28 protein-coding genes and 1 pseudogene are annotated in these 26,781 nt (G+C 71.0%); 17 read left to right on the top strand and 12 right to left on the bottom strand.

Going from position 1 to position 26,781, the window contains the following annotated elements; translation table 11 throughout:
* Positions 1 to 1,251: a two-component system sensor histidine kinase PhoR gene (gene phoR / locus IE177_RS23850; RefSeq protein WP_190017448.1), complete on the bottom strand. Its 1,251-nt coding sequence runs from the start codon at positions 1,249 to 1,251 to the stop codon at positions 1 to 3.
* 247 nt (positions 1,252 to 1,498) lie between these two features.
* On the opposite strand from phoR, the gene phoU reads away from it, so the two are divergent.
* The 3 genes from phoU to IE177_RS23835 all read left to right on the top strand — a co-directional run bounded on the left by phoU (position 1,499) and on the right by IE177_RS23835 (position 3,038).
* Complete coding sequence (gene phoU / locus IE177_RS23845) at positions 1,499 to 2,188, top strand: phosphate signaling complex protein PhoU (RefSeq protein WP_190017447.1); 690 nt, start codon at positions 1,499 to 1,501, stop codon at positions 2,186 to 2,188.
* Between the two features lie 300 nt (positions 2,189 to 2,488).
* Positions 2,489 to 2,644, top strand: a complete 156-nt coding sequence (locus IE177_RS23840; protein ID WP_190017446.1) for a hypothetical protein — start codon at positions 2,489 to 2,491, stop codon at positions 2,642 to 2,644.
* A 145-nt stretch (positions 2,645 to 2,789) separates the two neighbouring features.
* Positions 2,790 to 3,038, top strand: coding sequence for an SCO4226 family nickel-binding protein (locus IE177_RS23835; RefSeq protein WP_190017445.1), 249 nt, complete (start codon positions 2,790 to 2,792; stop codon positions 3,036 to 3,038).
* Positions 3,039 to 3,060: 22 nt separating this feature from the next.
* On the opposite strand, the gene IE177_RS23830 is transcribed toward IE177_RS23835, so the two are convergent.
* The 3 genes from IE177_RS23830 to IE177_RS23820 all read right to left on the bottom strand — a co-directional run bounded on the left by IE177_RS23830 (position 3,061) and on the right by IE177_RS23820 (position 6,090).
* Positions 3,061 to 4,272, bottom strand: coding sequence for a GAF domain-containing protein (locus IE177_RS23830; RefSeq protein WP_190017444.1), 1,212 nt, complete (start codon positions 4,270 to 4,272; stop codon positions 3,061 to 3,063).
* A 133-nt stretch (positions 4,273 to 4,405) separates the two neighbouring features.
* Positions 4,406 to 5,194 carry a GAF and ANTAR domain-containing protein gene (locus IE177_RS23825; protein WP_190017443.1) on the bottom strand — a complete coding sequence of 263 codons (789 nt, stop codon included), beginning with the start codon at positions 5,192 to 5,194 and terminating at the stop codon, positions 4,406 to 4,408.
* Positions 5,194 to 6,090, bottom strand: coding sequence for a GAF and ANTAR domain-containing protein (locus IE177_RS23820; RefSeq protein ID WP_229816237.1), 897 nt, complete (start codon positions 6,088 to 6,090; stop codon positions 5,194 to 5,196). The genes IE177_RS23825 and IE177_RS23820 overlap by 1 nt, the downstream gene beginning before the upstream one ends.
* A 119-nt stretch (positions 6,091 to 6,209) precedes the next feature.
* On the opposite strand from IE177_RS23820, the gene IE177_RS23815 reads away from it, so the two are divergent.
* Positions 6,210 to 6,593, top strand: coding sequence for a VOC family protein (locus IE177_RS23815; protein ID WP_190017442.1), 384 nt, complete (start codon positions 6,210 to 6,212; stop codon positions 6,591 to 6,593).
* Positions 6,594 to 6,718: 125 nt separating this feature from the next.
* Positions 6,719 to 8,410, top strand: coding sequence for a SpoIIE family protein phosphatase (locus tag IE177_RS23810; protein WP_190017441.1), 1,692 nt, complete (start codon positions 6,719 to 6,721; stop codon positions 8,408 to 8,410).
* A gap of 392 nt (positions 8,411 to 8,802) precedes the next feature.
* On the opposite strand, the gene IE177_RS23805 is transcribed toward IE177_RS23810, so the two are convergent.
* The 3 genes from IE177_RS23805 to IE177_RS23795 all read right to left on the bottom strand — a co-directional run bounded on the left by IE177_RS23805 (position 8,803) and on the right by IE177_RS23795 (position 10,424).
* On the bottom strand, positions 8,803 to 9,024 hold the full coding sequence (locus tag IE177_RS23805) for a hypothetical protein (RefSeq protein ID WP_190017440.1): 222 nt from the start codon (positions 9,022 to 9,024) through the stop codon (positions 8,803 to 8,805).
* 200 nt (positions 9,025 to 9,224) lie between these two features.
* The gene (locus IE177_RS23800) at positions 9,225 to 9,683 is read right to left on the bottom strand and encodes a hypothetical protein (protein ID WP_190017439.1); all 459 of its coding nucleotides are present in this window, start codon (positions 9,681 to 9,683) and stop codon (positions 9,225 to 9,227) included.
* A gap of 129 nt (positions 9,684 to 9,812) precedes the next feature.
* On the bottom strand, positions 9,813 to 10,424 hold the full coding sequence (locus tag IE177_RS23795) for a hypothetical protein (RefSeq protein WP_190017438.1): 612 nt from the start codon (positions 10,422 to 10,424) through the stop codon (positions 9,813 to 9,815).
* A gap of 271 nt (positions 10,425 to 10,695) precedes the next feature.
* Between IE177_RS23795 and IE177_RS23790 the strand changes: the two genes are divergently transcribed.
* Positions 10,696 to 12,141 (top strand): helix-turn-helix domain-containing protein, encoded by a 1,446-nt coding sequence (locus tag IE177_RS23790; protein WP_229816236.1) that lies wholly within the window; start codon positions 10,696 to 10,698, stop codon positions 12,139 to 12,141.
* Positions 12,142 to 12,162: 21 nt separating this feature from the next.
* On the opposite strand, the gene IE177_RS23785 is transcribed toward IE177_RS23790, so the two are convergent.
* Positions 12,163 to 12,639, bottom strand: a complete 477-nt coding sequence (locus IE177_RS23785; RefSeq protein WP_190017436.1) for a hypothetical protein — start codon at positions 12,637 to 12,639, stop codon at positions 12,163 to 12,165.
* A 207-nt stretch (positions 12,640 to 12,846) separates the two neighbouring features.
* Here IE177_RS23785 and IE177_RS23780 point away from each other — a divergent pair, with 207 nt between their 5' ends.
* Both IE177_RS23780 and IE177_RS23775 read left to right on the top strand, forming a co-directional pair.
* Positions 12,847 to 13,257, top strand: a complete 411-nt coding sequence (locus IE177_RS23780) for a DUF5959 family protein (RefSeq protein WP_190017435.1) — start codon at positions 12,847 to 12,849, stop codon at positions 13,255 to 13,257.
* Positions 13,258 to 13,770: 513 nt separating this feature from the next.
* Complete coding sequence (locus IE177_RS23775; RefSeq protein WP_190017434.1) at positions 13,771 to 14,493, top strand: hypothetical protein; 723 nt, start codon at positions 13,771 to 13,773, stop codon at positions 14,491 to 14,493.
* A gap of 1,161 nt (positions 14,494 to 15,654) precedes the next feature.
* Here the strand turns inward: IE177_RS23775 and IE177_RS23770 are convergent.
* Complete coding sequence (locus IE177_RS23770) at positions 15,655 to 16,179, bottom strand: SCO4402 family protein (protein WP_229816235.1); 525 nt, start codon at positions 16,177 to 16,179, stop codon at positions 15,655 to 15,657.
* Positions 16,180 to 16,648: 469 nt separating this feature from the next.
* Between IE177_RS23770 and IE177_RS23765 the strand changes: the two genes are divergently transcribed.
* The 3 genes from IE177_RS23765 to IE177_RS23755 all read left to right on the top strand — a co-directional run bounded on the left by IE177_RS23765 (position 16,649) and on the right by IE177_RS23755 (position 17,735).
* Entirely contained in the window at positions 16,649 to 16,822 is a 174-nt protein-coding gene (locus IE177_RS23765) for a hypothetical protein (protein WP_190017433.1), read from the top strand.
* A gap of 326 nt (positions 16,823 to 17,148) precedes the next feature.
* Entirely contained in the window at positions 17,149 to 17,394 is a 246-nt protein-coding gene (locus IE177_RS23760) for a hypothetical protein (protein WP_190017432.1), read from the top strand.
* A gap of 140 nt (positions 17,395 to 17,534) precedes the next feature.
* Complete coding sequence (locus IE177_RS23755) at positions 17,535 to 17,735, top strand: hypothetical protein (protein WP_190017431.1); 201 nt, start codon at positions 17,535 to 17,537, stop codon at positions 17,733 to 17,735.
* Here the strand turns inward: IE177_RS23755 and IE177_RS35205 are convergent.
* On the bottom strand, positions 17,723 to 18,274 hold the full coding sequence (locus tag IE177_RS35205) for a CPCC family cysteine-rich protein (protein WP_229816250.1): 552 nt from the start codon (positions 18,272 to 18,274) through the stop codon (positions 17,723 to 17,725). The genes IE177_RS23755 and IE177_RS35205 overlap by 13 nt on opposite strands.
* Here IE177_RS35205 and IE177_RS23745 point away from each other — a divergent pair.
* Positions 18,203 to 18,480 (top strand): annotated as a pseudogene (locus tag IE177_RS23745) (site-specific integrase); the annotation flags it as partial. The gene IE177_RS35205 and the pseudogene IE177_RS23745 overlap by 72 nt on opposite strands.
* Before the next feature lie 210 nt (positions 18,481 to 18,690).
* Here the strand turns inward: IE177_RS23745 and IE177_RS23740 are convergent.
* Positions 18,691 to 19,452 carry a phosphoglyceromutase gene (locus IE177_RS23740; protein WP_190017430.1) on the bottom strand — a complete coding sequence of 254 codons (762 nt, stop codon included), beginning with the start codon at positions 19,450 to 19,452 and terminating at the stop codon, positions 18,691 to 18,693.
* A gap of 235 nt (positions 19,453 to 19,687) precedes the next feature.
* On the opposite strand from IE177_RS23740, the gene IE177_RS23735 reads away from it, so the two are divergent.
* The 4 genes from IE177_RS23735 to IE177_RS23720 all read left to right on the top strand — a co-directional run bounded on the left by IE177_RS23735 (position 19,688) and on the right by IE177_RS23720 (position 25,368).
* A complete protein-coding gene (locus IE177_RS23735) occupies positions 19,688 to 21,382 on the top strand; it encodes a stealth family protein (protein WP_190017429.1) in 1,695 nt (564 codons plus the stop codon).
* Positions 21,383 to 21,395: 13 nt separating this feature from the next.
* Positions 21,396 to 23,402, top strand: coding sequence for a stealth family protein (locus tag IE177_RS35495; RefSeq protein ID WP_190017428.1), 2,007 nt, complete (start codon positions 21,396 to 21,398; stop codon positions 23,400 to 23,402).
* A gap of 77 nt (positions 23,403 to 23,479) precedes the next feature.
* Complete coding sequence (locus tag IE177_RS23725) at positions 23,480 to 24,760, top strand: MDR family MFS transporter (RefSeq protein ID WP_190017427.1); 1,281 nt, start codon at positions 23,480 to 23,482, stop codon at positions 24,758 to 24,760.
* A gap of 134 nt (positions 24,761 to 24,894) precedes the next feature.
* Entirely contained in the window at positions 24,895 to 25,368 is a 474-nt protein-coding gene (locus IE177_RS23720; RefSeq protein ID WP_190017426.1) for a carboxymuconolactone decarboxylase family protein, read from the top strand.
* Positions 25,369 to 25,460: 92 nt separating this feature from the next.
* Here IE177_RS23720 and IE177_RS23715 read toward each other — a convergent pair whose 3' ends face one another.
* Positions 25,461 to 25,937 (bottom strand): DUF2000 family protein, encoded by a 477-nt coding sequence (locus tag IE177_RS23715; protein ID WP_190017425.1) that lies wholly within the window; start codon positions 25,935 to 25,937, stop codon positions 25,461 to 25,463.
* Between IE177_RS23715 and IE177_RS23710 the strand changes: the two genes are divergently transcribed.
* Complete coding sequence (locus IE177_RS23710) at positions 25,936 to 26,730, top strand: AraC family transcriptional regulator (protein ID WP_190017424.1); 795 nt, start codon at positions 25,936 to 25,938, stop codon at positions 26,728 to 26,730. The genes IE177_RS23715 and IE177_RS23710 overlap by 2 nt on opposite strands.
* Positions 26,731 to 26,781 lie beyond the last annotated feature (51 nt).

The following is a 26,781-nucleotide window of genomic DNA, read 5'->3' as shown; positions in this document are numbered from 1 at the left end:
TCACGGAAGGACCTCCGGGGCGGGAAGCGGTTCGTACGGTGACGACTCGGTGGCGCCGGCCTCGTCGTCGAGGTCGGGGTGCTGCTGTGCGCGGTCGCGGGCCGCGCCCGCCTCCGGCAGCCTGAGGGTGAAGGTGGAGCCCTGGCCTTCGGCGCTCCACACCGTGACCTCCCCGCCGTGCGAGGCGACCACGTGTTTCACGATCGCGAGACCCAGACCGGTGCCGCCGGTCGCCCGGGAACGGGCCGGGTCCACGCGGTAGAAGCGCTCGAAGATGCGCTCCTTGTCCTTGTCGGAGATGCCGATGCCCTGGTCCGTGACCGCGAGCTCGATCAGGTCGCCGCCGGGGGCGCTGATCCGCCGGGCGGCGATGCCGACGCGGGTGCGGGCCGGGGAGTAGTTGACGGCGTTCTCGACCAGGTTGCCGAGGGCGGCGGCCAGCTGGCCCCGGTTGCCCCACACGTGCAGGTCCGCGGCGCCCCCTGTGGCCATCGTGATCTGCTTCGTGCCCGCCTGGTGGCGGCAGCGGTCGATGGCCTCGGCGACCAGCTCGTCGACCCGGACGGGCTCGGCGTCCTCGAGGGGGTCGTCGTTCTGGACCCGGGAGAGGTCGATCAGCTCCTGGACCAGGTTGGTCAGGCGGGTCGCCTCGATCTGCATGCGGCCGGCGAAGCGCTGCACGGCCTCGGGGTCGTCGGAGGCGTCCATGACGGCCTCGGAGAGCAGGGAGAGCGCGCCGACGGGCGTCTTCAGCTCGTGGCTCACGTTCGCCACGAAGTCGCGCCGCACGGCCTCGATCCTGCGGGCCTCGGTCAGGTCCTCGACCAGCAGCAGGACCAGGCGGGAGCCGAGCGGGGCCACCCGGGCGGACACGGCGAGGGCTTCGCCGCGTCCGGTGCCCCGCCGGGGCAGGTCCAGTTCGACCTGGCGTATCTCGCCGTCCCGTCTGGTGTCCCGGGCCATCTGCAGCATCGGCTCGACCGAGAGCTTGCCGCCGCGGACGAGCCCGAGGGCGTACGCGGCGGAGCTGGCCTTGACGACGGCGTCGGCCTCGTCGAGGACGACGGCCGAGGAGCGGAGCACGGACAGCACGGTGTCCACGCCGGGCGGGAGTACGGCATCGGTATGCAAGGAAGTCCTGGTCGGTCGCTTCTGGTCGCGTTCGCTCCAGCGGAACGCCAGCATGGCGATGACACCGGTGAGCACCCCGGCGATCGCTGCCGCTGCGGCGACCGCCGCGTTCACGTCCATGCCTCAAGGTTAGGCATGGCGCGCGACGTGACCACAGCCGTCGAGGTGCGACCTCGAACACTCGTCGCCCAGAGTTCACCTTGGAGCCAGTGGTGGTTCATTTGGGGTGGCGGAAACAGACGCGTACGGGGCAGAACGTGGGAGCGTGGGGATCGTGGGGGGTTCGCACCGCCGGTGTCGCCACGGACGCGGGCGCGAGGCGTCACGGTCCCCGCGGCCCCGGAACACACGTAGGAGAGGGAACCTGATGCGGGACGCGTACCACGAGGAACTGGACTCGATCGGCGACGGACTGGTGGAGATGGCCCGGCTGGTCGGGTCGGCGATCGGGCGCGCCACGACCGCCATCCTCGACGCCGACCTCAAGCTGGCCGAGAGCGTGATCGAGGCCGACCAGAAGGTCGACGAGCTGCAGCACGACCTGGAGGCGCGGGCCATAGCCCTGCTCGCCCGGCAGCAGCCGGTGGCGACGGACCTGCGCATCGTCGTCACGTCGCTGCGGATGTCCGCCGACCTGGAGCGCTCCGGCGACCTCGCCCAGCACGTGGCGAAGCTGGCCCGGCTGCGCTTCCCGGAGCGGGCGGTCCCACAGGACCTGCACGCCACCATCCTGGAGATGGGCCAGCTCGCCCAGCGCCTGATGGCCAAGGCCGCCGAGGTGATCATCACCAAGGACGTCGACCTCGCGCTCCAGCTGGAGCAGGACGACGACGAGATGGACCTGCTCCACCGCACCCTCTTCCAGCACCTGATCGACGAGCGCTGGAAGCACGGCATCGAGACCGCCGTGGACGTGACCCTGCTCGGCCGTTACTACGAGCGGTACGCCGACCACGCCGTGGCCGTCGCCAAGCGCGTCGTCTACCTGGTCACGGGAGAACACGCGGACGAGCTGCAGCAGGACATCCAGCCGGTGACGGGAGTGGAGGGCGCGTAGGCCCTGCCGGGGCTCGGGGCTGGAGCGCTGGGGCTGAGGCCCGGGTGGCCGGGGTCGGGTGGCTGAGGCCCTGATGCCTGAGCCCGGGTGGCTGGAGCCGGGTGCCTGAGGCCCTGATGCCTGAGCTCGGGTGGCTGGAGCCGGGTGGCTGAGGCTTGAGCCTCGGGGGTGGCGCGGCACCCGGCGCCCGGGGGGGGGCCGAGCGGGTTCCGTGGGCGCCTCCGTGCGCCGTTGATGCGCCCACGGGAACGGGCATGCAATGGGCGAGGGCATCCCCGCCCCAGCGTCCAGGAGGGTCCCATGGCCGAATCCCCGAGCACCACGCCCGACCCCACGCAGGAGCGCGAGACCGAGCAGCCCGCCGAGATCAGGAGCCTGCCGCTGGTCGGCGCGTGCGGCTGCGGATCGGGTTGCGGCTGCGGGTGCCAGTCGGGCGGCCCCTGCCAGTGCGGCTGACGGTACGGCTGCTCCGACTGTCCGGGCGAGGGGCCGGTGTGAACCTGACGCGCACCGGCCCCTCGTCGTACCGGTATCCGGATGCCCCTGCAGGTGCCGGGGCGCAGCATGGAAGGAGACCGAGAAGAAGGCGGAGGTGCGAGTCATGGCCAGGTTCATGGACGTCCACCACGGGATGAAGGGCATCACGGCCGACCAGCTGATGGAGGCCCACCGGGCCGACCTGGCGATCGAAGGGGAAGAGGACGTGCACTTCGAGAACGCCTGGGCGGACCCGGACTCGGGCATCGTCTACTGCCTCTCCGAAGCCCCTTCGGCCGAGGCCGTCCAGCGCATACACGAGCGCGCCGGGCACCGCGCGGACGAGGTGCATCCGGTACCGCTGGCGGTCTGAGCGGCGTGCCGTACCCGCCCGGTCACGGGCTCTGCGCGAGCGCGCGTCGGTGCAGGTCCTCCAGGGCGTCCTGGAGCGTGCTCGTCCGGTGCCACTCCAGCCACTCCCCCGCCTCCTCGGCGACGGTGTCCAGAGCGGTGAGTTCGGCACCGGTGTAGCTGTGGCCGGGCTGGGAGTGGTGGGTGGAGAACATGCCCTGCGGGCGGCCGGCGGGCCCCGGGATGGGCGTGCACTGCACGGAGCGGCTGTGGTCCGCGAGCATCACGGCCCGCGAGGGTTCGTCGAAGACGGGGGCCGTCGCCACGTCGTCGACCACGACCCGTTCGCTCTTGCGGGCCGCCTGACCGCAGGCGGTGCCGCTGTCGTCGATCACCGCGAAGAAGCGCACGAACTGCGCGGACAGCCCGCAGTGGGACTCCAGCCGCAGCGTGTTGTCACTGACGTCGATCAACTGCACGTCGACCATGTCCGTGTGCGTGATCCCGCGGACCGCGTCCCGGAGGGCGTCGAGGAAGGCCGGCAACGACGGCGGCCGCTCGCACGGCGCGGTGACGAAGCGGACGGCGGGCGGGGCGCAGTGGTCCTGGCCCGGGAACCACGCCTCACCGGGCCGCGGCGGCGGTGTCCGTGCGAGGGCCGCCGCCAGCTCGACGGCGCCGAGTCCGTGGCCGCGGGCGACGGAAAGGAGCAGGGCGCGGACACCGGCCCGGTCGCGGAGGCCGTAGCGCTCCATGAGCATCCCCTGCGCCCGGCCGGTCAGGGAGCGGCCGCGCACGGCGTGCCGCATCCACAGGGCGTCGGTGCGCAGGTAGCGGGTCGCGCTGTCGGCGGCGGTGGGGGCGAGGGGCCCGGGGGGCGCGTCCACCGCGGCGGCGATCACCGCGGCGAGCGCGTCGGCCACCGACGGGTACTGCTCGGGCGGGGCCCGGCCCGCGCGGGCACGGGCGAGTACGGCGGCGGCCTGCGGCGGGCAGGCGGCGAGGCGCAGGACGCGGCCCTGCCGGGCGCCCGTCTCCCCGATGCCGACCAGGATGCCGGCGCCGTCGGGTGACAGCCAGCGCAGCCCGCTCAGGTCCACCACCAACTCCGCGGACCCCGGCACGGCGAGCGCTGCGGTCAGGTCGTCACGGACCGCGGCGTCCACGACACCGTGCAGGGCAAGGAGCGTCAACCGGCCCCCGGCCGGCCCGGGGAGGGCCAGGTCGGCCACGGTCTCACAGGAGAAGTGCCGCATGACCGGACTCCCTGGATCGGCAGACCGCGCGACGCGTGGGTCTCACTGGACCCGGCGCGACACGGTCCCGGCACTTTTCAGCGTAGTCCTGTGTCCACGGGCGCGTCGGGCCGAGGCCGGACCCGCCCGTCCATCAGCCGTCGTGGACGTCACGGGCGTCGTGGGCGTCGTGGACGTCGTGGACGTCGTGGGCGTCGTGGGCGTGGAGGACGCCGTCCGGGGTCAGGGAGCGCCGGACCAGGGCGTGGGCGACGTCGACGAGGCGCTGGTGACGACGGCCGGCGTAGTCGTGCAGGGCGGCGCGGGCCGCGGGCATGGTGAGGTCCCCGGCCTGCGCGAGCATCCCGGTGGCGATGTCGACGGCCGCCTTGGCGGCGAGTGCCGCCTGGACGCGGTTGCTGACGTCGCTCGGCCGCAGTGGCTCCGGGTTCCAGTTGACCAGGGCGACGGCGGTGACGTCGGCGAGCGCCTGGGCCAGCTCCAGGTCGATCGGGGACAGGCCGCCCGTGCCGTGCAGCAGGAGGTTGACCGCACCGACGGTCTGCCGGTGCACGCGCAGGGGCAGACCGTGCAGGGAGCCGTAGCCGTGCCGGATCGCGTACGGGGCGACCTCGGGCCACCGGTCGCGGCTGCCCTCCAGGTCCGGGACGTCGATCCGGCGCCCCTCGCGGAAGCAGTCCAGGCAGGGGCCCTCGTCGGCCTGGAGCTGGAAGAACTCCAGGAAGGCGGCCTGCTCGTCCGTGACGGCCAGCGGGCGCAGATCGCCGCGGGAGGAGGCCACCATGACGCCGACCGCGTCCGCGCCGGTGAGGCGGACGCAGCTGTCTGCGAGACGCTCGACGAGAACCACCGGGTCGATGTCGTCGGCCAGGGAGTCGGCCAGCCCGACGAGCACCTCCGCGAGCTGCTGTTCACGGCCCATCACCGTTCACCGTCCCTTCCCTCGTCATCGACGTCCCGGCCGCCCGCTCCGAGCTGCCACCCCCCGGCGAGGCTCCCACCACCGCGGCCGGCGCCGCCCCGGCCGTCCGCGTCCCCGTCGAAGCGGAGCTTGCGGGCCAGGACGTCCCGGGCGAGCTGGCTGACCGTGCGGCCCTCGGCGTAGGCGCGGCCCCGCATCCGGTCCAGCGCCTGCTCGGGGTCCACGTCCAGCTGCACCATCACCATGCCGACGGCCTGGTAGACCTCGGTGTGGTCGGCCTCGGAGGCCGCCATCCAGGACGCTACCCCGTCCTCCGCACCGTCCTCCCCGCCGACGGGGTCGCTGCTCTGGAGGCCGACCAGCGCGTAGGTGACCGCGTCCCGCACCCACAGGGCGGTCCGCATGTCAGGCTCCGTGAGCCCGCCCACGCGCTCGCTGTACAGGTCGAGCGTGCCGATCGCGGCGCCGCTGACGCCGAGCGGCAGGGAGAACACGGCGCGGACGCCGAGGGCCACGGCCTCGCTCGCGAAGATCGGCCAGCGGTGGGCGTCGCCGCCCTGGCTGAGGTCGACCGCGAGGACGGGGGCGCCCCGGTCGAGAGCGGTGTGGCAGGGGCCGTCGCCCACGGTGTACTGCAGCTCGGCCAGCCGGGCGGCGACCCGGTCGCTGGCACACCAGGTGACGCTGACGCCCTTGCCGCCGGAGATGGACACCGAGGAGCCGTTGACCGGCAGCAGCCGCAGGCACGCCTCGCACAGTGCGCCCGGGACCCGCTGCGGATCCCCCGCGTCGCGCGCGGCGGCGGCCAGCGTCTCACCGACCCACAGCCGTGGTTCGGCGTCGGGAGGCACACCACCGCCGGCCGGCGGCCGGGGCTCCTCCGGCGGCATGGTCATCACCCCCGGCGTGACGCGTGATCAGCAGTCATGGTCTCTCAGTATCCCGTCGCCACACCGAGTTCCCAGCCCACGGAATCTAACTGCGCGCGTCGGGGGTCCTCCGTACGATTCCGGGCATGGCATGCCGCATCAGCGAGTTGGTCCTGGACGCCGCCGACCCCGAACGGCTGGCCGCGTTCTGGAGCGGGGTCCTCGGTTACGTCGAGCTCGGCAGGGAGGACGACGGAAGCATCGAGATCGGGCCGCCCGACACCGGCTTCGGCGGCCCGCAGCCGACCCTGGTCCTCAGCCCCGGCACGGACCCGCGCCCGGGGAAGCTCCCGCTGCACATCGACGTCAACGCCACCGACCGCGACCAGGACGCCGAACTGCGACGACTGCTCGCCCTGGGCGCCAGGCCCGCCGACGTGGGCCAGACCGGCAAGGAGGACTGGCACGTCCTGGCCGACCCGGAGGGCAACGAGTTCTGCCTCTTGCGCGCCCGGATCCGGCCGCTGTGACGACGGGCGTCGAACCTCAGCGGCCGGAATCGTGTGGCTCCTGCCCGCCGCGTGGGTTCCCCTGCCCCAAGGGAACCCGTACCGGAGGGAGGGGCGCGATGATTCCCCGGTGACGGGAGGCAGCGATGACGGCCACGGAAAGTCCGCACGAAGCAGTTGCCAGGGCCCTCGACGCCCTCGGCACGGGTGCCTTCCTGGCGGACGATCAGGGCTTGATCGTCGCCGTCAACACGCGCGGCGAACAACTCCTGGACCGCCCCGCCTCCGATCTGGTCGGCCGAGACGCCCACGACCTGCTGCACCGCAACGGCTGGGGGGAACCCGTACCGAGGGCCCAGTGCCGGATGCGGCAGAGCGTCCTCGGCGGACGCACGGAGCAGGGTGAGGACGAGTGGCTCGAGCGGGGAGACGGCACACTGTTGCCGGTGGCTTGGCTGGCCACCCCCTGCGACACCGGTGTCCGCCCGTCAGTCACGCTCGTCCTCTTCCACTCCGCGGGACGCCCCGGGCGTCCCGCCCAGCGGCCACCGGCCGACGGACGGCTCTCCGAAATGGAACGGCTGGCTCTGCTCGCCGAGACGACCACCCTGCTCACCTCCACCCTGGACATCCACGAGGCGCTGCGCCGCCTGATCACCCTCGTGGTGCCCCGCATCGCCGACTGGGCCGTCATCGACCTGATCAGCCAGCGGGACGAAGTGTCGCGCTTCGCCGTCGCCCATGCTGAAGGCGGCACCGTACTGTTCCGGGACGATCTCCAGGGGCCCATGCCGCCGGTGCCGCAGGAGTCCTCGATGCCCCTGTCCCGCGCCCTGCGCGGCGTCGCGTCCTCCTTCGCCGGCCCCGAGACCTACCAGGGCCCGCCCGACTCCGGCATCGCGGTGGAGCAGCGGCGCCTGTTCGAGACGACCGGCATGCACTCGGCCGTCATCGTCCCCCTCCGCAGCCTGCACGGCGTCATGGGTGCGCTCACCCTCGGCCGCGCCGACCAGCCCGATCACTTCACCGCGACCGACACCGCCCTGCTGGAGGACATCGCCCGGCGCGCCAGCCTCGCCCTGGAGAACGCCCGCCTCTACCAGCGCCAGCGCCAGGTGGCCGAGACCATGCAGCGCCATCTGCTGCCGACGCTCCCCCGGACGCCCGGCCGCAGCATGACTGCCCGCTACCTGCCCGCGCCGGACGCCTCCGAGGTCGGCGGCGACTGGTACGACGCGTTCACCCTGACGGACGGCGCCACCGCCCTCGCCATCGGTGACGTCGTCGGCCACGACCTGGACGCCGCGGCCGGCATGGCCCAGTTGCGCAACATGCTCCGGGCGTACGCCGTGTCCCAGCAGAAGCCGCCGAGCAAGATCGTGGAATGGCTCGACCAGGCGACGCTGGACATCACCGAGGTCTCCATGGCCACGCTGGTCTTCGCCCGCATGAGTGAGAACGCCGCCGGCCAGTGCGAGCTGTCCTGGACCAACGCGGGCCATCCACCTCCGCTGCTGGTCACCCGGGAGGGCGTGGCCCGCTATCTGACCGACGGCCACGGGATCCTCCTGGGCGTCACGCCCGAGAAGGTCCGTCCCGACGCGACGGCGGAGCTGCCGCCCGAGGCGACCCTGGTCCTCTACACGGACGGCCTCATCGAGTCCCCGGGCCACACCCTGGACGAGGGCCTGGAACACCTGCGCCGGCACGCCGCGGCATTGGCCCACCGCCCCCTGGAAGACTTCACCGACCAGTTGCTGGCGCGGGCGCGCCCACCGGACAACGACGACGACGTGGCCCTGCTGGCCGTGCGCTACGGCCCCGGCCGGCCTTCCTGAACCGGCCGCTGCCACGACTCCTGCGCGTGAGGCCGGGCCGCCTTGGGCTCGGGACCAGGCCGCGTCGGGGTCTGGGGCTGAGCCGCGTTGGGTCTGGGGCTAAGTCACCGGCATTGTGGCCAAGCCGCGTTGGGTCCGGGGCTAGGCCGCCCTGGACCGTGCCGCACGTGTGCCCGCGGCGGGCTCCTGTGCGTCCTCGAAGGGGTAGGTCTCGTCGTCCCCGAAGTCGGGGGCCTGGAAGGGGTTGGTCGCCGGAGGCGGCGATGCCGCGGCGGAGCGGCGGGGTTGCCCTTCCAGGGCGGAGAACAGCGACGTCGTATCGATGGGGGGACTCTCTTTCGTTGCAGGCCCCTCATGGGGGCCTGGGTGTGCCGTGACCGGGCACAACGGTCCTACAGCTTGGTCATCTTGGCGTACGGGCTCAAGATCCGCATCTGCGCCGAGCCGAAATCGACGAGCGCCGCGACTCCGTCCTCGATGCCGATCACCCGGCCGAGGCCGTACACGTCGTGCGTGACCTGGTCACCCACGGCGAAGTGCTTGGGAACCGGTGCGACCGGGGCCTTGAAGGGGCTGGTGGGCAGGTGACGCTTCGGCGCAGCAGGCTTGGTCATGGCTCAGTATGCGCCTCCGCGCGCCCCGTCCGCTGTGGCCGTGGGCACAGATCCACTCCGCACCTGCCCGCGCGAAGGCCCCCACCCGCGGATAACCGCAGGTGGGGGCCTTGAACGGCCGCTGTCGAGCGACCTTGTTCCTCATATGCTCAGTCGCCCGGTTCTTCCGAGCGGGACAGCAGTCGGCCACATGGCGGCCGTCACTTCCTGCCGATGCCCTTCTCCCCGATGTGGAAGATCTTGTGGCTGCCGCGGGTCATGTCGACGACCAGCTTGGTGGTGCTGGACTTCCCCCAGGTGAGCGTGATGACGGCCTCGGTGTGGTCGGTGGTGCCGTTGTCGGTGACCTTCCAGGCGAGCGGCACGTTCTGGGCGCGCAGGACGCCGTTGGCGTGGTTCTTCTTCTCCCAGGCGTTCAGTTCCCTCTGGAAGGCGGGGGTGAGGTAGTGGCTGCGCAGGGCCGTGCCGAGGTTGCCGCTGTCCTCGTCGGTCACCGCGTCGATGTAGGCGCCGTAGAAGTCGGCGATGCGGGTGATGTTGTCGGACGGCTTGCCGCTGACGCTGCGCGGGGTCCCGGCGGAGGCCTGAACACCGGCGCCGAGGCCGAGGGCGACGGCGAGGACGCCGGCGGTGAGGGCGATGCGGGTCTTGCTGTTCATGTCTGTTCCCCCTGTTTTCGGGTGATCGGGTGATCGGGTGGTCGATCGATCGGGTCGTGCTGTCGTGGTGGCCGGTGCCGGGCCGCCCTTCCGACCCCCGTGGCGGGAGGGCGGCCCCGAGCGGCCCCGCTAGTGGAGCTTGTTCACGGCCTTGGTGGTCGTCTTCTTGAAGGCCTTCACCGGGGCACCCTCGAAGCCGCCGAGCTGCGCCCAGTTCACGACCGTGACGGTGCGCCCGTCCCGGCCGACCGACAGCAGGCGGACGTCGTCGGCCCCGTGGGAGGTCTCGGTGTGGACGCCGTAGACGTGGGCGCCCTCCTCGACGGGCAGCTGTCCGTAGTCCTTGCCGGTGGCCTCGGTGTCCGGGTGCTGCCGCTCGATGCGCGCCGCGCAGGACTTGATGTCCTTGTCCAGCCGCGAGGTCAGCTGCTTCGCCGAACGGGTGTCGCGCAGGACCAGCGTGATCTGCCGGGCGTTCGTGTCGAGGTCGGTGCGGAAGTCGCGGTGCCAGGCCGGCTTGTGGCCCGGCAGCGCCCGGAGACAGGCGTCCCCGGCCGTCTCCCCCGGCACCCCGGCGGTTACCTTGCCGGCCGTCCAGGCCGAGGCGGGATGCGGCGGCAGGTCCCCGGCCGCGAGGAAGCCGGGCGTCTTCGCGGCGGCGCCGGCCGGCCCGGCGAGCGCCACGGTCAGACCCGTGACGGCGACTGCGAGGAGCGCGCCTGCTCGGGCGTGCTTGGGCATGGGTGTCCCCCCGTGAACGAGTGCGGTGAATACGATGCGTGCGGTGGACGCGGTGAGCACTGCGTGAGCGCGGTGCACACGTGTCGGACGCCGCCCGACGCCGGTTGGAGGTTCCGGTCCTGGTCGGTGCGACACCTAGAGCATCGGCGGTCACCGGAGCCGGGCGCAACGGCTGCCGCCCGGTTGGCGATGGTGGAACCATCCCAGCCCATCTGACGTGCAGGTATATGAGCGCCTGGGATACGGATTCGCGGTGGACGACGGGGGAACGGTGTCGACTCAGGACGATGTCGAGGAGTTCGCGGCGCTGCTGCGCCGGCTGAAGGACCGCACGGACCGGAGCTACGGCTCCCTGGCCCGCCGCCTCAACATGAACACCTCGACGCTGCACCGGTACTGCGCCGGCGAGGCGGTGCCGCAGGACTTCGCGCCCGTGGAACGGCTGGCGGCCTTCTGCGAGGCGACACCGGCGGAGCGGCTGGAACTGCACCGGCTGTGGCTGGCGGCGTTGGCGGCCCGGCAGCGGACCCGTACGGCCGGTCCGGCGGAGGCGGCGGTGGCGGCGGAGGCGGCGGAGGCGGAGGCGGACGGGTCTCTCACCGAGAAGAGCGGCCCCGCGGGGAGCCCGGGGGACGGCACCCCGGGTGACGCCGCCCCGCACGGGACCGCCGCGCACGGGACCGCTCCGAACGATGCGGCCCCGCACGACCCCGCACCGGACGACAGGGGCCCGCACGACCCCGCACCGGAGGACGAACGGGAGCCGATTCGGCTCGCCCCCTCCCCCGCTCCCCGCCCCTGGTACCGCCGCAAGCGGGTCCTGGCGCCCACCGCCGTCACCTGCGCGTTGCTCGCCGCCCTGGGCAGCACGTCCGCCCTGTCGGACGACCACCCCTCCGAACCGGACGCCTCCCGCACCGCGGGCCCGCGGACGACCGCCCTCGGCTCACCCGGCCGCTCGGCGCAACCGTCGGCCACCGCATCCCCCTCACCCTCCCGGAGCTCCAAGACACCCGGTCCCCGGCGGAAGACCTCCACCCCGTCCCCCACGGGCGCCGGGTCGGCCCCGTCCGCGAAACCGGCCACCGGCCTGCCCCTCATCTGGAGCGCAGACTCCCAGGTCTGGGACCAGGGCTGCGGCCACGACTACGTCATCGACAAGTCGCCCGCACAGGTGCCTCCGCCGCCGGTGCAGCAGGACGCCGCGGCGTGGGCAGCGACGCAGGGCGCGGCGCACGGGCGGCAGACGATGGTGCAGATCTCGGTGCAGGGGCGGTCGTCCACCGCCGTGGTCCTGGAGGCGCTCCGCGTCCGAGTCGTCAGCCGCGGCAACCCGGCCGCCGGGCGCGCGTACGCCATGGACCAGGGCTGCGGCGGCGACATGACGCCCGGCCGCTTCACCGTGAACCTCGACGTGGACCGCCCCACCGCCCGCCCGAAGGACGGCGCGGACGTCGAACACACCATCCCGGCGGCGCACTTCCCGTACCGGGTCTCCGCCGAGGACCCGGAGGTCCTGCTCGTCGACGCGACCACCCAGGCCTACGACGCCCGCTGGTACCTCGAACTCGACTGGTCCTCCCAGGGCCGCACCGGCACGATCCGCATCGACGACCACGGCCGCCCGTTCCACACCACCAGCATCAAGGGAATGCCGCGCTACTGGTACGGCACGAACAGCGCGGGCGTGCGTGCCTGGGTTCCGTACGACGGCTAGCGCAGCCTCCCCGGGCACGGCTCAGTCGCCGGAGAACCCGAAGATCCCCAAGTGGGTGGGCTCATCGCCGGTGTAGAGCACGACGTACACCCCGGTCCACCGCATGCGGCACTCGTCAAGGAGCGTTTCCGGACGGTCGAACGGGGTCCCGATGGCTGTCTGGGCTTGGGCGAGAACCTCCTCGAACCGGGCGGGCGTTGGGCGATCGGTGCCGAAATGGTGCACGACGCGCTCATGTGCCAGCGGGCGCAGCGTCCCGTAGTCCGCGACGTTGTGGCTCGAGGGAGCGGCGGGTGTGTGGACGACGCGATCGATGTCCAGGATCGAGTGGGTCCCCTCCTCGCCCATGAACTCCTCGTCCTGCCACAGCTCCTCGAGATTCCGGTAGGTGGCGTCGTCGCCGTAGAGCTCTTGGAAGACCCGCGCGTGCAGGACCTCCAGGGACTTCTCGACGGTCCCTTCGTACGGGGTGACGTACTCCCATCCACTGGCGCCCATCGTTCCGCTCCTCCCGGTGTGACATCCGCAAGATCGCTGGCCACCTTAGGAGGGGGCACTGACATTGATGCTGATACTCAGGTTCCGGACGAGACCCGAGACGGTCGCCGCGGACCGCGTGAGTCGATCACTACGCCGTGGGCGGGGCGTTCGAGGTCGTATCGTGCACACGAGCTCTGTACACACGACCGGCGAAGGGGAGTGCGAGTGGACGAATGGGTCCCCGTTGACTTGATACATCTGTCCGACGGGCGAAACGTCTCCCTCGTCCTGCGCACGATTGAGCGCCACGAGGCTCGACGCGCCCAGGTGCGAGCCGAGTGCCTGGTGACCACGGACTTCGTGGACGCCCGCTTGCAGACCAACATCTGGCTTGATCATCTCGACGAGTGGGAGGAAGCGCTCAGAGGCCTCAGCGCTGGTCGAGACGCCAGCTGGCCGCACGGCAGCCGAGGCCTGGAGCTGTACTTCCACCCGCACGAGACCGGCTGGCTCTCCATCTCGGTCCACGACCCGGACAGGTTGACGGTGGCTCTGGGACTCGAGCCGACGGCTGACTGGATCGATGAGCACGAGGCGAACCTTCAGCGTCTACGTCACGCCTGCGGCGAGTCCTGAAGTGGCTGGGTCCACGAGAACGGGGCGCGGATGTCCACCACTTCGGGAGGCACTCCGTCTGGCGGCTGGTCGAGTCCGCTGCTGACTTTCAGGGCTGAATCTGCGACCGTTACCAGGGTGAACGTTGTTCTGGGCGACAAGCGCAGATTCGCCGTCGGGTCCGCCGAGCGAGATCAACTCCACCGTGGTGGCTACCGCTTCCCCGCTCGGCCGACAGCCTTCACGGCGCTGCCGACAGTCAACCAGAGGCAGCCGGGATGAGCGGCGGCAAGGGCTGGTGGATCTTGGTAGAGGCGCCTGCCGGGGGAGATTCCCGGATGCCTCTCGAAGTGGTGGACATCTGATGTCCGTTCTCGTGAACGCAGCCACTGAAGACACCCGCGCACGCCACCACGGGCCGGCATCCGGGGCCTCGCTGTACCCCCACCGGACTCAGCCACGCTGCCGCTGCCGTCTCGGCAGACGCTTCCAGGAGGCTCTTCGCTACATGGGCCGTGCGAAGGAGACAGCTGCGTGAATACTCTCTTGGTAACGCTGGTATCGGCCTTAACCTCGGGCGTTATCTCAACGAGTCTCGTATGGATGACCAGCCAACAGCAACGGCGAGACAACAGGCGCACTCAACGCGAGGCCCACAACACGTCGTACCTCAACCCCCTCAGATGGCACGCTGCTGAGGCGCACCACCGGCTTTCCCTCTACGCGACCTCCGTCGATCGGCATGACTGCTACCAACCCGCTCAGGTGCTCAACGAACCCGGTGAGATCGATGACAAAGATCCCGCCTGGTTCGCCGGGAGGGGCGTCGCGCTGGTCTCCAGTGTCTGGATGGTTGCATGCCTCTTCGCCCAGATGACGCGTACACGACTCGACATACCGTTCCTTCGCTTGCCTGGGCAGGACGACACGAAACTGACCGCCCTGATACTGAAGGTCCAGGTAGCCTTCGCCGCCTGTGACGTCTACTACGCGACACAGTCCAGCATCGGCACTGACGTCATCCTCGAACCTGAAGGACGGCTCCGGAGTTACAGAGAATTCTGCGAACTCCTCTCGCAACCGGATCGGAGGGTGTGGGCAGACCCTCTCATCTGGTTCCATCTCGCCATCGCACAAGGCGAGCGTCGCCTCAACCTCCAACGCGTGCTGGACGCTCTCCACGAGTTGTCTGGGTTCCTCGACGACAGCCTGGCCGGTGGTGCATCACTGCGAGCGCGCTGGAGTTCGGAGCTCTAGGACTGCCGACGACAGCCGGCCACGACGGCGGGTGCGCCGACTTAACAGGCACGTGTGTGCCTCGCTTCTCCCCCACGGCATCAACCACGCCATCGGGTTTGTCGTCGACCACCGCAAGCCGCGACGACCGGCCCGTGACGACGACTGCGCTTGTGGTGCGCACACGCCGTCCATCGGTGAACGGCCAAGTTGGATTCGGGCCCAGGCCTGGCAGTGGTAGTTCCAGGGGGTATGTATCCCTGAGACGTCACAGGGCTGGGGGCAATGTGAGTGGGATCGTTGGACAATTACCGACGCTGTTGGGAGTTGTCGTCGGTGGCCTGATGTCCTACCTCGTTGGGGCACTCACCGAGCGAAGCCGTTGGCGCAGGCAGCAGGAGACCCGTTGGGACGGCCATCTCCTCCAGGCGTACAGCGAGTACAGCCATGCCGTGAAGGAGTGCGCCACTCGGTACCAGCGGCTTGCTGCCTACCGCGGTCTTGTTGATCACCCGGCACCCCTTCAGCCGACAGATGCGGAACTGGAGCAGGCGGCGACAGCAGAAGGTCGGCGAGCGGCCTCAGTTGAGGCCTTGAGTCTCCTAGCCAACGCCGAGACCGCGGTAGCGGTGCAGAGGCTCAACAGGTGCGTCTGGCACCTTGAGTGGCTTGCGCGTGGGCAGCTGGCCGGCAACCCGCCCTCTTGGGCAGAGGCATTCAGTGGCTACCGGGCTGCGCGGGCTGAGTTCCATGATTGCGCTCGGCGGAGCCTGCAGATATCCGAGCTGGGGACCGTGCAGGAGGCTCCATGGCCTCCGCCTTGGCGGCCGGTTCGAGAACCTTCTGATCCGTAGTTCTATGGCATGCGCCGTGGAGCTGCTCGGCCGGCATCAACAGCCGGTTCGCCTGTCGCAGATCAGGGCTGCCGATGACTCCTGGACGTTCATGCTGTTTCTGACCGGAGACGGCGGGAGGTTGATCGCGTGTACCGGCGTTCGGCGGACCCACGTCTGAACCTCAGCCGACGAAAGTCAGCCACGATGGCGGGTGGGCCGACCGATCAGGCGCGCGTATGGCTCGCTGTACCTTTACCGGGCTCAGCCACGCTGCTGATGCCGTCGACCAGAGCAAGCCGCGACAGCCGATGCGTGACCACGGCGCCGGAGCCCTCGGCTTGGGAAGCTAAGGGCGTTCGCGAGAGGTTGCCGAGCCGACCTGTGGCGACGCCGTGTCGGAGCCTGAATTGCCGCCGACCTGCTCCCCGCTGTTCCCCGTGGCTCCCCGCGCGATCTGGCACGGGTCTGGCACGGCCGCGTCCTCGAGCAGTGTGGCAAGTTCTTGCAGGTCGTTCGTGACCATGACTTGAGCGAGGCGCCCGGCGATGGACACGACGTCTGGCCAGGCAGATGACTGGAGATGCTCCGCGTCGGTGTCGTTGGGCGCCTCGGCTGCCGCAGCGTTGAGCGCGGCACCGAGCTCTCGCATGAGGACGACCTCTTCGTCACTTCGAAGGCTGACGCCGAGGTACCGCTCCGGCTCGTCGGCGTCGCAGAAGTCGTCGAAGAGTGTGTGGAAGACATGGTCCAGGTTTTCGAACGCCGACGGGTCGAGCCAGACGTCCCGCTGCCAGGGTGGATTGGCCAAGGCCAGCACAACGGGTACGACGTGGACTCGGTGGTTCGCTATGAGTTGGGCGGCTTCGCTCACGAGCTCGAGCCTAGCGACCGCTGCTGACGAGGCGCCGGCGCTCTCGGAGCACCGCTTTAGGAGTTCGATCCGAGCATCTTCCGACTGCGGCCGCCGATGGGAGCAACGGCCAGGCAGGGGTGCTGGTGTACGCCTTCGTCCGACGCCGTTGATGTCCGCTGTGGATGCCAGAAGTCCTTTGATGCCGAACATCCCCGCAGCCCAGAGACGGCCCGAGCCGGGGCGTTGCTGTGCGCCCCTGAGGCCTGCTTGAAGGGACAGCGGCACTCCCCTGACGGTGCCGGCCGCCACCCCACCACGGCGCCACGCCAGGGGACGATTCCTCGGCCACGGGCGAGTCCGGCTGCCACAGCAGGTAAACCAGTCACAAAATCTGCATGAACGGGCGCAATCGGGCATGAAACGGAATAAAGTAGGCATCGTGCAGCCCAGGGGTGCATCTGGAGCAGTCCCGACGTCAGGAGAATCAATGGCTTACGGAACGATGACCGCTCCCGAGCCCAACCCTCGCGCCAACGCCGCTTTGGCTGCCGACTGTGAGGTGTGCAACGGCTGGGGAAGCGTGATCACTTCCTATGGGCGGCACGAACTGTGCCGGGCCTGCCAGTCCCCCGCCGAAGACGAGTGCCACGACGGCAGCTGAGTTCAGGGGGTCTCTTGGGGGTCCGGATGATCTCTGACCGCCGTACATCTGCCGCGACCGCTTTCCAGGTCTGCTGGCAGTCCACTAGGGGCCGTGCCGGGGCGTTCACCTGCGTTCATGCCCGTCCGGGCGCTCATCACGAGTCGAGTGCGGGACCCGCCTGAACGGTGGTGTCCGTCGCTGAATGAGACGGAAACCGAGACGGGCGGGTGGGGACTGACCAGGCCGTTCGGATCAGCCGCAGGCGCATCCGGCCGCAGCCGATGATTCCCGGCTTCAGGCGCCATCGGCGTGCTGCGGTCATGGGGCTCGCATACCTTCACGTCATGGACTTCAACATCACCGCGGGGGAGGAAGCCGTCGTGTTCCACGTGGCGAGCCGTGTACAGGATGGCTTCTCCCTCACGGATGACGACTTGGCGGAGGAACTGGGCGAAGAGGTCCGCCCACTGCTGCAATCGCTCCTGGGCAAGGGTTGGCTCGTGGTTGCCGAGGATCGTGAGCTGGCCTTGTCCACGATCGCGCGACATGTCGTGTCCAGCCGGAGGGATGCCGAGGGGCCGCAGGCATAGCAAGACCGATCTTGCAACAGGCGTGAATCGCACTGGATGACGGTGCGGCGACGCTCAGCAACCGTGCTGTGGGCGTGAGGCGGCGTGTTCCCCCGGGAGCAGGGAAGGAGGCAGAGCGGGAGGGAGGACAGGAGACAACCGTGACCGTCCTCGCGATCTTTCTCCTCATCATCGGGACGCTCTTGGTCCTGCTTGGGGCATTTCTGGTCCTTATCGGGGCATTCCTGATCGCTATCGGGGTGGCCTTGATCCTTATAGGGGCGACCTTGCTTGCCGTGGGTACGTACTTGCTGATCCGGCGACTCTTCGGCCGCGATCGGGGACGATCTCACCTTTGGTGAATCCGGGGACAGGCCCTCAGCACAGCCGCCTCGGAATCGGATCGATGGATCAAGGCTGAGTCAAGGCGGCGGGGGCCAGCCAGCGGTGAGGACGGCACCCGGGCCAGGTGAACGCTTTGAGGTCTGGCCTCATCTTTATCAGGTCGATCACGGGGGCCTGCCAACGTCGGCCAACCGCCCGTGCGCCTCGGCCGATCACCCCTGGGCGTCCGGCCTCGACCGCCGCTGTCGTGTGACAGTGGCTCCCGAACGAACTGGGTGCACCGCTCGTCGCATGCGCCCATGGCGTGGAAGTTGCGACGGGCCTCAGTCAGACTCAGCCGGCCGTTCGGTCCGCCGCGTACCCTGTCGGCGTCGTGATCGTCCTGGCCGTCGTCCTCCCAGAAGCACACGGCGCAGATCTCGTAGAGGCCGCGCTCTGCGAGCGTCAGGTAGCCGCAGCACGGACACTGATAGGGCCCGCCCCCGCCCCGCCGAAGGGCGGCAAACTTCGGGACGTCCCGCTTCCTGGCCCCGTGGCCGATGCGCTTGGGGAGCACATGAAGCGGTTCCTGGCGAGCCCTACGTCGAGTCCCGGGCGAACGGGATGCATGCTCTGAGGCACTTCTAGGCCTCGGTGCTCCTGGACGCCGGCGAGAACATCAAGGCCCTCGCCGAGTACCGCGGCCACTCGGACCCAGGCCTGACGCTCCGCGTGTACGCGCACCTCATGCCGTCCAGCCAGGAGCGCTCTCATCCCTCGTGAGCTGCCTTTGGGCCTCGTCGGCCTCGGCGGGGCGGCGCTGGCCGTGTGGGTCGGTGCTGAACCCATCGCCGTCCTCCCCTTGGCCTTCGTCGTGTCGGTCCGGGTGAGACTGCACCGCATCTGAGCGCGACGGCCCAGAGACGGCCCGGAGGCAGCAGCAAGCCCCCTACTCGCGGAGAAACCGCAGGTAGGGGGCTTGATCAGTCCGTCTTACTTCTTCTTGCCCTGGTTCTTGACCGCCTCGATCGCCGCTGCCGCCGCCTCGGGGTCGAGGTACTTGCCGCCGGGGGTGACCGGCTTGAAGTCGGCGTCCAGTTCGTAGGCGAGGGGGATGCCCGTCGGGATGTTCAGGCCCGCGATGTCGGCGTCCGAGATGCCGTCCAGGTGCTTGACCAGGGCGCGCAGGCTGTTGCCGTGGGCCGCCACCAGGACCGTGCGGCCGGCGAGCAGGTCGGGGACGATGCCGTCGTACCAGTACGGCAGCATGCGGATGACGACGTCCTTCAGGCACTCCGTGCGCGGGCGCAGCTCCGGCGGGATCGTCGCGTAGCGGGCGTCGTGCGCCTGGGAGAACTCGGAGTCGTCCGGGAGCGGGGGCGGCGGGGTGTCGTACGAGCGGCGCCAGAGCATGAACTGCTCCTCGCCGAACTCGGCCAGCGTCGCCGCCTTGTCCTTGCCCTGCAGGGCGCCGTAGTGGCGCTCGTTCAGGCGCCAGCTGCGGTGGACCGGGATCCAGTGGCGGTCGGCCGCTTCCAGCGCGAGCTGGGCGGTGCGGATCGCGCGCTTCTGGAGGGACGTGTGGACCACGTCGGGCAGCAGGCCGGCGTCCTTGAGCAGCTCACCGCCGCGGACCGCCTCCTTCTCGCCCTTCTCGTTCAGGTTCACGTCCACCCAGCCGGTGAACAGGTTCTTCGCGTTCCACTCGCTCTCGCCGTGGCGGAGGAGGATCAGCTTGTACGGTGCGTCGGCCATGGCTTCGAGCCTACCTAAGGGGCCCCGGGGGGCGGCCTCCGTGTCCACCCAGCGAGCCGGGCCGCCCGCGTCGGCGCGGGCGGCCCGTACGTGGGTCGGTGCGTGGGTCGGTACGTGCCTCGCTCTGTGTCCGCGATCACTTCGTCCAAGCCCCGGTTAATTCTTCTACAACCTTTCACCACATCCGACGGTCTGGTTATCGCAGAAGTGAGGTTTACGAAGAGGAGCCCCGAACGTGACCGTCCGTTCCTTTGCCCGCCGCATCCGGCCGAGAGTCGAGCGGAAGGCCGCCGAGCGGGTCTGGCAGCTGCGTACCATGCGGCGCCGTCGCAGGACAGCGGTCACCGACCCGGTGCTGCGCCCGGTGAAAGTCCGCGGCCAGGAGCTGTACGGACGGCTGGTGACACGCTTCACCGCCGCCGAGGCCGCCGCCTCCAACCTGGACCTGGTCGTCGCCGCGCTGGAGCAGGAGGGCATCTCCTACTTCATGGTCGCCTCCCGCATCCGGCACGTCGTCGGCGTGAACGCCGTCGACCGGGAGCGCTTCCTCACCGCGCTGGAGGCGCAGAACGAGGGCAAGGCGGTGTTCATCGGCAGGCCGCTGCCCGGCGGGGCGCTCAAGCACCCCGCGATGTTCATGGACGGCGTACTGCCGGCCCCGCTGCGCAGCGCCCCCGTCCTGCGCGTCGGGGAGAACCTCCTCGGACCGGAGGGCCAGCTGCTCGCCGGACCGGAGCTGGCCTGTGACGTCGAGTTCTGGGAGGACGGCGGAGCGCTCCTGGAGTCGGCCGACGGCCCCCGGCGACTGGCCAAGGTTCAGCCGCAGGCGTCCGCCGACGTCTTCGCCGAGTCCCTGATCACCCCGCGGAACAACGGCGTCACGGACGTCCTGCCGGCCGCCGAGCAGAAGCCCGCCACCGTGCGCGTCGGCGAGCGGGAGCTGCCGAGCTTCACCCCGCTGACCCTGCCGACCGTGAACCAGGTGACCTTCCCGGTGGACGTCGTCTACACCTGGGTGGACGGCGAGGAGCCGGAGATGCGGGCCAAGCGGGCCCGCTACCAGGAGCGCGGCACCGCCGAGATCCTGGACAAGGAGACGAACGCCTCCCGCTACACCAGCCACGACGAGCTGAAGTACTCGCTGCGCTCGCTCGCGATGTACGCCGACTTCGTCCGGCACATCTACATCGTCACCGACGGCCAGAAGCCGCACTGGCTCGACGACACCGCCCCGGGCATCACGGTCGTCGACCACCGCGACATCTTCCCGGCGGACGCCCTGCCGGTGTTCAACTCGCACGCGATCGAGACACGGCTGCACCACATCCCGGGCCTGTCGGACCACTACCTGTACTTCAACGACGACGTGTTCGTCGGCCGCCGGATCGCCCCGGAGCACTTCTTCTTCGGCAGCGGCCTGATGAAGATCCCGGTGTCCCCGCTCAAGATCGGCGTCGGCAAGCCGCACGCCGAGGAGACGGCCACCAACTCCGCCAGCAAGAACGTGCGCCGGCTGCTGCTGGAGAAGTTCGGCCGGATGACCACGAACAACTTCATGCACACCCCGCTGCCGCAGCAGCGCGAGACACTGCGGGCGCTGGAGGACCTGTTCCCGGAGGACATCGCCCGCACCACGGCGTCCCGGTTCCGCTCGCCGACGGACATCGCGATGACGGCCCCGCTGCTCTACCAGTACGCCCTGATGACAGGCCGCGGCGTGCCGGGCAAGTTCAGCTTCCGGTACGTCAACATCAGCCGCCCGGACGCCGAGCGGCGCCTGAACGACCTGCGCCGCAACCGCCGCTTCGACTTCTTCTGCCTCAACGACGTCGACGTGCCGCCGGAGGAGCGGGAGCAGGTCAGCGTCCGGATGCACGACTTCCTGGAGAACTACTTCCCCTTCCCGAGCCCCTTCGAGAAGCAGAGCTGACGAGGCCGAGCCCATGGACATCCGCAACCGCTTCGCGGCGCCCTCGGGCGCCCGGGCCGCCCGGGACCTCCTCGTGCGCCTGCGGCTCTGGCTGTGGGCCGGGCTCTGGTCGCTGCGCACGGCCCGGGCCCGCCGGCGCCTCAAGGACTCGATCCCCGGGCTGCGCCGGATCACCGCCGGACCGGTGCGGCTGTACGGCCGCACGGTCGCCGGCTACACCGCCGCGGACGCCGCCGCAGCCGACCTGGAGCAGGTGTGCACCCTGCTGGAGACGGCCGGCGTGCCGTACTTCCTGGTCCCCTCCGAGCAGGGGCACGGCACGCCGCGTCAGGTGATCGGCGTCGAGGAGACGTACCGCGAGGTGGTGCTCGCCCGGGCCGCCCACCGCTTCGTGCGCACCCCCGCCTACGTCGGCGCGGTCGGCGCGGACGGCGTGGTGACCACGGCGGTGCTGTGGGCGGACGGGAAGCTGCCGCGGGCGCTGCGGCGGGCCGCCGTGCTGCGTACCGGGGTGCTGCGCCTCGGCCCCGCGGGCCAGGTGCTCAGCGCTCTGGAGACGGGCTGCGACATCGAGTTCTGGCGGCACGGCCGGGACCTGGACACCCGGGGCCCGGACCCCTCCTGGCTGACCGTGCCCGGCAACCGGCTGCCGGACGTCTTCGGGTCGGCGCTGGTCGCCCCGCGCGGCAACGCCGTGTCGGAGGTGGTCCCCGCGGCGGCGCAGGAGCAGGTGGCGGCGCGCCGGCCCGCGGTGGCGGGCCACCGCAGCGTGCCGACGTTCGCCCAGTTCGCCGAGCCCGGCATCGACGAGGTGCTCTTCCCCGTCGACGTCGTGTACACCTGGGTCGACGGGGACGATCCGGCGATGGCCGCGAAGCGGCGCGCCCACCAGCAGGCGTCGGACAACGACATCGCCCCGCGCGAGACCGGCGCCTCCCGCTACACCAGCCACGACGAGCTGAGGTACGCGCTGCGCTCGCTGGAGATGTACGCCGGGTTCGTCCGGCACGTCTACCTGGTGACCGACTCCCAGGTGCCGTCCTGGCTGGATCCGCGGGCGGAGGGCCTGACCGTGGTCGACCACCGGGACATCCTCCCGGACGACGCGCTGCCCGTGTTCAACTCGCACGCGATAGAGAGCCGGCTGCACCACATCCCGGGTCTGTCGGACCACTACCTGTACTTCAACGACGACGTCTTCCTCAACCGCCCCGTGGGACCGGGGCACTTCTTCCACGGCAACGGCATCGCGCGCATCCCGCTGTCCCCGCTGAAGCTCGGCGTGGGCGACCCGCACCCGATGGAGCCGGCGCCGAACTCCGCGGGCAAGAACGCCCGCGAGGTGGTCCTGCGCTTCCACGGCCGGCAGGCCACGCACAAGTCGCTGCACACCCCGCACCCGCAACTGCTGTCGGTGATGCGGGAGATGGAGGACCTGAAGATCGAGGAACTGGAACGGACCTCGTACTCGCGGTTCCGCTCCACCTCGGACGTCGCGCCGGCGTCCACTCTGCACCACCACTGGGCGATCGCGACCGGCCGGGCGATACCGGCCGAGTACCGCTTCCGCTACGTGCAGTTGGGCACCCCGGACATGCGGCGGCGGCTGGCCCGGCTGGCGGCCGGTGAGGACGTCGACTTCTTCTGCCTCAACGACGTGGACACGGCGCAGGCCGACCGGGCGGCGGCGCAGGCGGCCATCGGCGCCTTCCTGGAGCGCAGGTTCCCGTTCCCGAGCCGGTTCGAACGGGCCGCCCGGACCGCCTCCCGGCCGGTCGCGCCGGGATCGGCGGGCGCGGCGGGCGCGGCGGGCGCGGCGGGCGCGGCGGGCGCGGCGGGCGCGGCGGGCGCGCCCGGATCGGCGGGCGCGCCCGGATCGGCGGGCGCGCCCGGATCGGCGGGGATGGCGCGCCGTACGTCGACGGCCCGCACGGCCAGGCCCGGTGGCCGCCGCTGGCGGGCCCACCACGCCACGCTCGGCGGTGGCGGCGGCAGGGCGACGATCGACGGTCCCCGCTAATTGAGTGGCGTCCGGGCGGCCCGCATTTGTAAGTTGTGGTCGCCGACCGAGCCACTTACCACCGCGGGGGATCACCGATGTCACCAGCCACTGTGAGACGCGCCGCCCGGGAAACCGTCTCCGGGCTCCCCCGCGAGTTCTGGTGGCTGTGGACCAGCACCCTCGTCAACCGGCTCGGCGCGTTCGTGGCCACCTTCATGGCCCTCTACCTGACCGTCGAGCGCGGCTACTCGGCCTCGTACGCCGGTCTCGTCGCCTCGCTGCACGGCCTCGGCGGGGTCGTCTCCTCGCTGGGCGGCGGCGTGATGGCCGACCGGCTGGGAAGGCGGCCGACCCTCCTCGTCGCCCAGACCGCCACCGCCGCCTCCGTGGCGCTGCTCGGCTTCATGACGGACCCGGTGGCCATCGCCGGGGTCGCCTTCCTCGTCGGCATGACCTCCAACGCCTCCCGGCCCGCCGTGCAGGCGATGATGGCCGACATCGTCCGGCCCGAGGACCGCGTCCGCGCCTTCTCCCTCAACTACTGGGCCATCAACCTGGGGTTCGCCGTCTCCTCCGCGGCCGCCGGGTTCATCGCCGAGTACAGCTATCTCGCCGGGTTCCTGATCGAGGCCGGGATGACGCTGGCCTGCGCGCTCGTCGTCTTCCTGAAGATCCCCGAGTCCCGGCCGGCGGCCGCCGGCGCCAGGGAGGCGGACGACCCGGTCAGTCTCGGCACCGTGCTGCGGGACGGGCGGTACATGGCGGTCGTCGGTCTCTCGTTCCTGGTCGCCCTGATCTTCCAGCAGGGCTTCGTGGGACTGCCGGTGGCCATGGGCCGGGCCGGCTTCTCCCCCGCCGACTACGGGCTGGCCGTCGCGGTCAACGGCGTCCTGATCGTCGCCCTGCAGATTCCCGTCACCCGGTTCATCGAGCACCGCGACCCGCGCACGCTGCTCGTCGCCTCCTCGCTCCTGGCCGGGTACGGCTTCGGGCTCACCGCCTTCGCCGGCTCGGTGGGCGTGTTCATGGTCACCGTGTGCGTGTGGACGCTCGCCGAGATCGTCAACGCCCCGATCCAGACCGGCCTCGTCGTGCGCCTGTCCCCGGCCCACGGCCGCGGGCGCTACCAGGGCGTGTACACCCTGTCCTGGTCCGTCGCCGCCCTGATCGCACCGCTCATGTCCGGCGCGGTCATCGACCGCTTGGGAGCGCAGTGGCTCTGGGCGATGTGCGCGGCGGTGGGCACGGTGGCCGGTGCCGGTTACGCGCTGCTCATGCGCCGGCTGCCCCCGGAGCGCCCGGCCGCGGACGCGGCCCCGGACCCGGACCCGGACGCGGTGAAGACCGGCGCCGAGCCCGAGGTCAGCACCGCCTGAGGCATCACCCGGCGAGGCGGCCGGGCGGCCCGCACACGGGGGGGGTGACGCGCGTCACGTCCGGCCGTGTCACATCCCGTCGGGCCGGTCCGTCACAGAGGTGTAAGCAGCGGCAACCACACAGGGAGCACACCATGGAAGCTCGGCTGAACCTCTTCGCCAATCCCGTCGCCGGCTCGCTCATCAAGCACTTCAACGCGGCGGGGAAGGCGATCGCGGACTCCTCGCTGCCGGCCGCCACGCAGGAACTCGTGAAGATCCGTGCCAGCCAGATCAACGGGTGCGCGTTCTGCGCCGACATGCACACCAAGGACGCCACCGCCGCCGGCGAGAGCGCCACGCGGCTGCACCTGGTCGCGACCTGGCGGGAGGCCACGGTGTTCACCGAGGCCGAGCGTGCCGCCCTGGAGCTGGCCGAGCAGGCCACCCGGATCGCCGACGCGGCGGGCGGGGTCACGGACGAGGCCTGGGCGAACGCGGCCAAGCACTACGACGAGGAGCAGCTCGGCGCCCTGATCGGCATCATCGCGCTGATCAACGCCTACAACCGCGTCAACGTCATCAACCAGCAGCCGGCCGGTGACTACGTGCCCGGCATGTTCGGCTGAGCCGGCAACCGGATGGGCTGAGCCGGCAACCGGATGGGCTGTGGCGGCACCGGATGGGCTGAGAAGAGGGGCGCCCGGGGTGCGTCCGCGCGTCAGGGATGCATCCGCGCCCCCTTCAGCACCTTGTCCACCCCGCCGCGCGGGCCGTACACGGCCAGCCCCACCAGGTCCAGCTGCGCGGTGGGCACGGCGCGGACCGCCGCGCGGTTGTCGCGGTCGTTGCCGGTCGAGAACAGGTCGGCCGTGAACACCGCCCGGGGCAGGGCGCGGGCCAGCGCCCTGGCGTGCGCCGCCGCGAGGGTCTCCTTCGTGCCCTCGAAGACCAGCACCGGCTGCCGGAACATCGGCAGGTACGGCACCTCGTCGGCGTCCTCGTACGGCTCCCCGATCACCTCGGTGGCCGTCGTGCCCAGGCCGCTGACCAGGAACGCGGTGACGTTCAGGCGCTGCCAGACCTCCAGGTCCTCGCGCAGCAGCACGGCGATCTTCGTGTCGAATCGGATCGGTCCATCGCTCATGGGACGAGACTGCCGATCGCCGTACGGTCCGGTCTTGTACGTTCTTTGCATGGCCGTCCGGCAGGAAGTCACCGCGTGGCGCCCCCGTGTCCCGGGCGTCACCGAGGTCTTCCACGCCCACTTCACCGGGTACGCCTATCCGATGCACGTCCACGACGCCTGGACGCTGCTCATCGTGGACGACGGCGCGGTCCGGTACGACCTGGAACGGCACGAGCACGGCACCCCGCACGACACCGTCTCGCTGCTGCCGCCGCACGTCCCGCACAACGGCTCCCCCGCCACCCCGGACGGCTTCCGCAAGCGCGTGGTGTACCTGGACAGCAGCCGCCTGGGCGAGGAGCTGATCGGGGCGGCCGTGGACGGGCCCGACCTGCGCGACCCGGTGCTGCGGCGGCGGGTCGGGCAACTGCACTCCGCCCTCGCCCGGCCCGGCGACGAGCTGGAGGCGGAGAGCCGGCTGACCCTCGTCGGGGAACGGCTGCGGGACCACCTGCGGCACCGGGTGACGGCGCCCCCGCCGCACCGGGACCCGGTTCTCGCCCGCGAGCTGCGGGAGTTGCTGGACGCACGGGTCGTCGAGGGCGTTTCGCTGGAGGAGGCCGCGCGGCTGCTGCTGGCCCATCCCGCCCACCTGGTGCGGGCGTTCAGCGGCGCGTACGGCATCGCCCCGCACCAGTACCTGACATCCCGCAGGGTCGGCCGGGCCCGCCGGCTGCTGCTGGACGGACTGCCGCCGGGCGAGGTGGCCCCGGTGGCCGGCTTCTACGACCAGGCGCATCTCACCCGGCACTTCAAGAAGCTGGTCGGGATCACCCCGGGCCGGTACCGCGGCGCCCGCTGAACTCCGTGGCGACCGCGCGGCGCCGCGGCTCCGGCGGCGCGGCCCCGGCGG

Origin of the sequence: Streptomyces lucensis JCM 4490, assembly GCF_014650035.1 — a bacterium.
In the GTDB taxonomy this organism is placed as follows: Bacteria; Actinomycetota; Actinomycetes; order Streptomycetales; family Streptomycetaceae; genus Streptomyces; species Streptomyces lucensis.
This window is presented reverse-complemented; position numbering and strand designations above follow the sequence as displayed.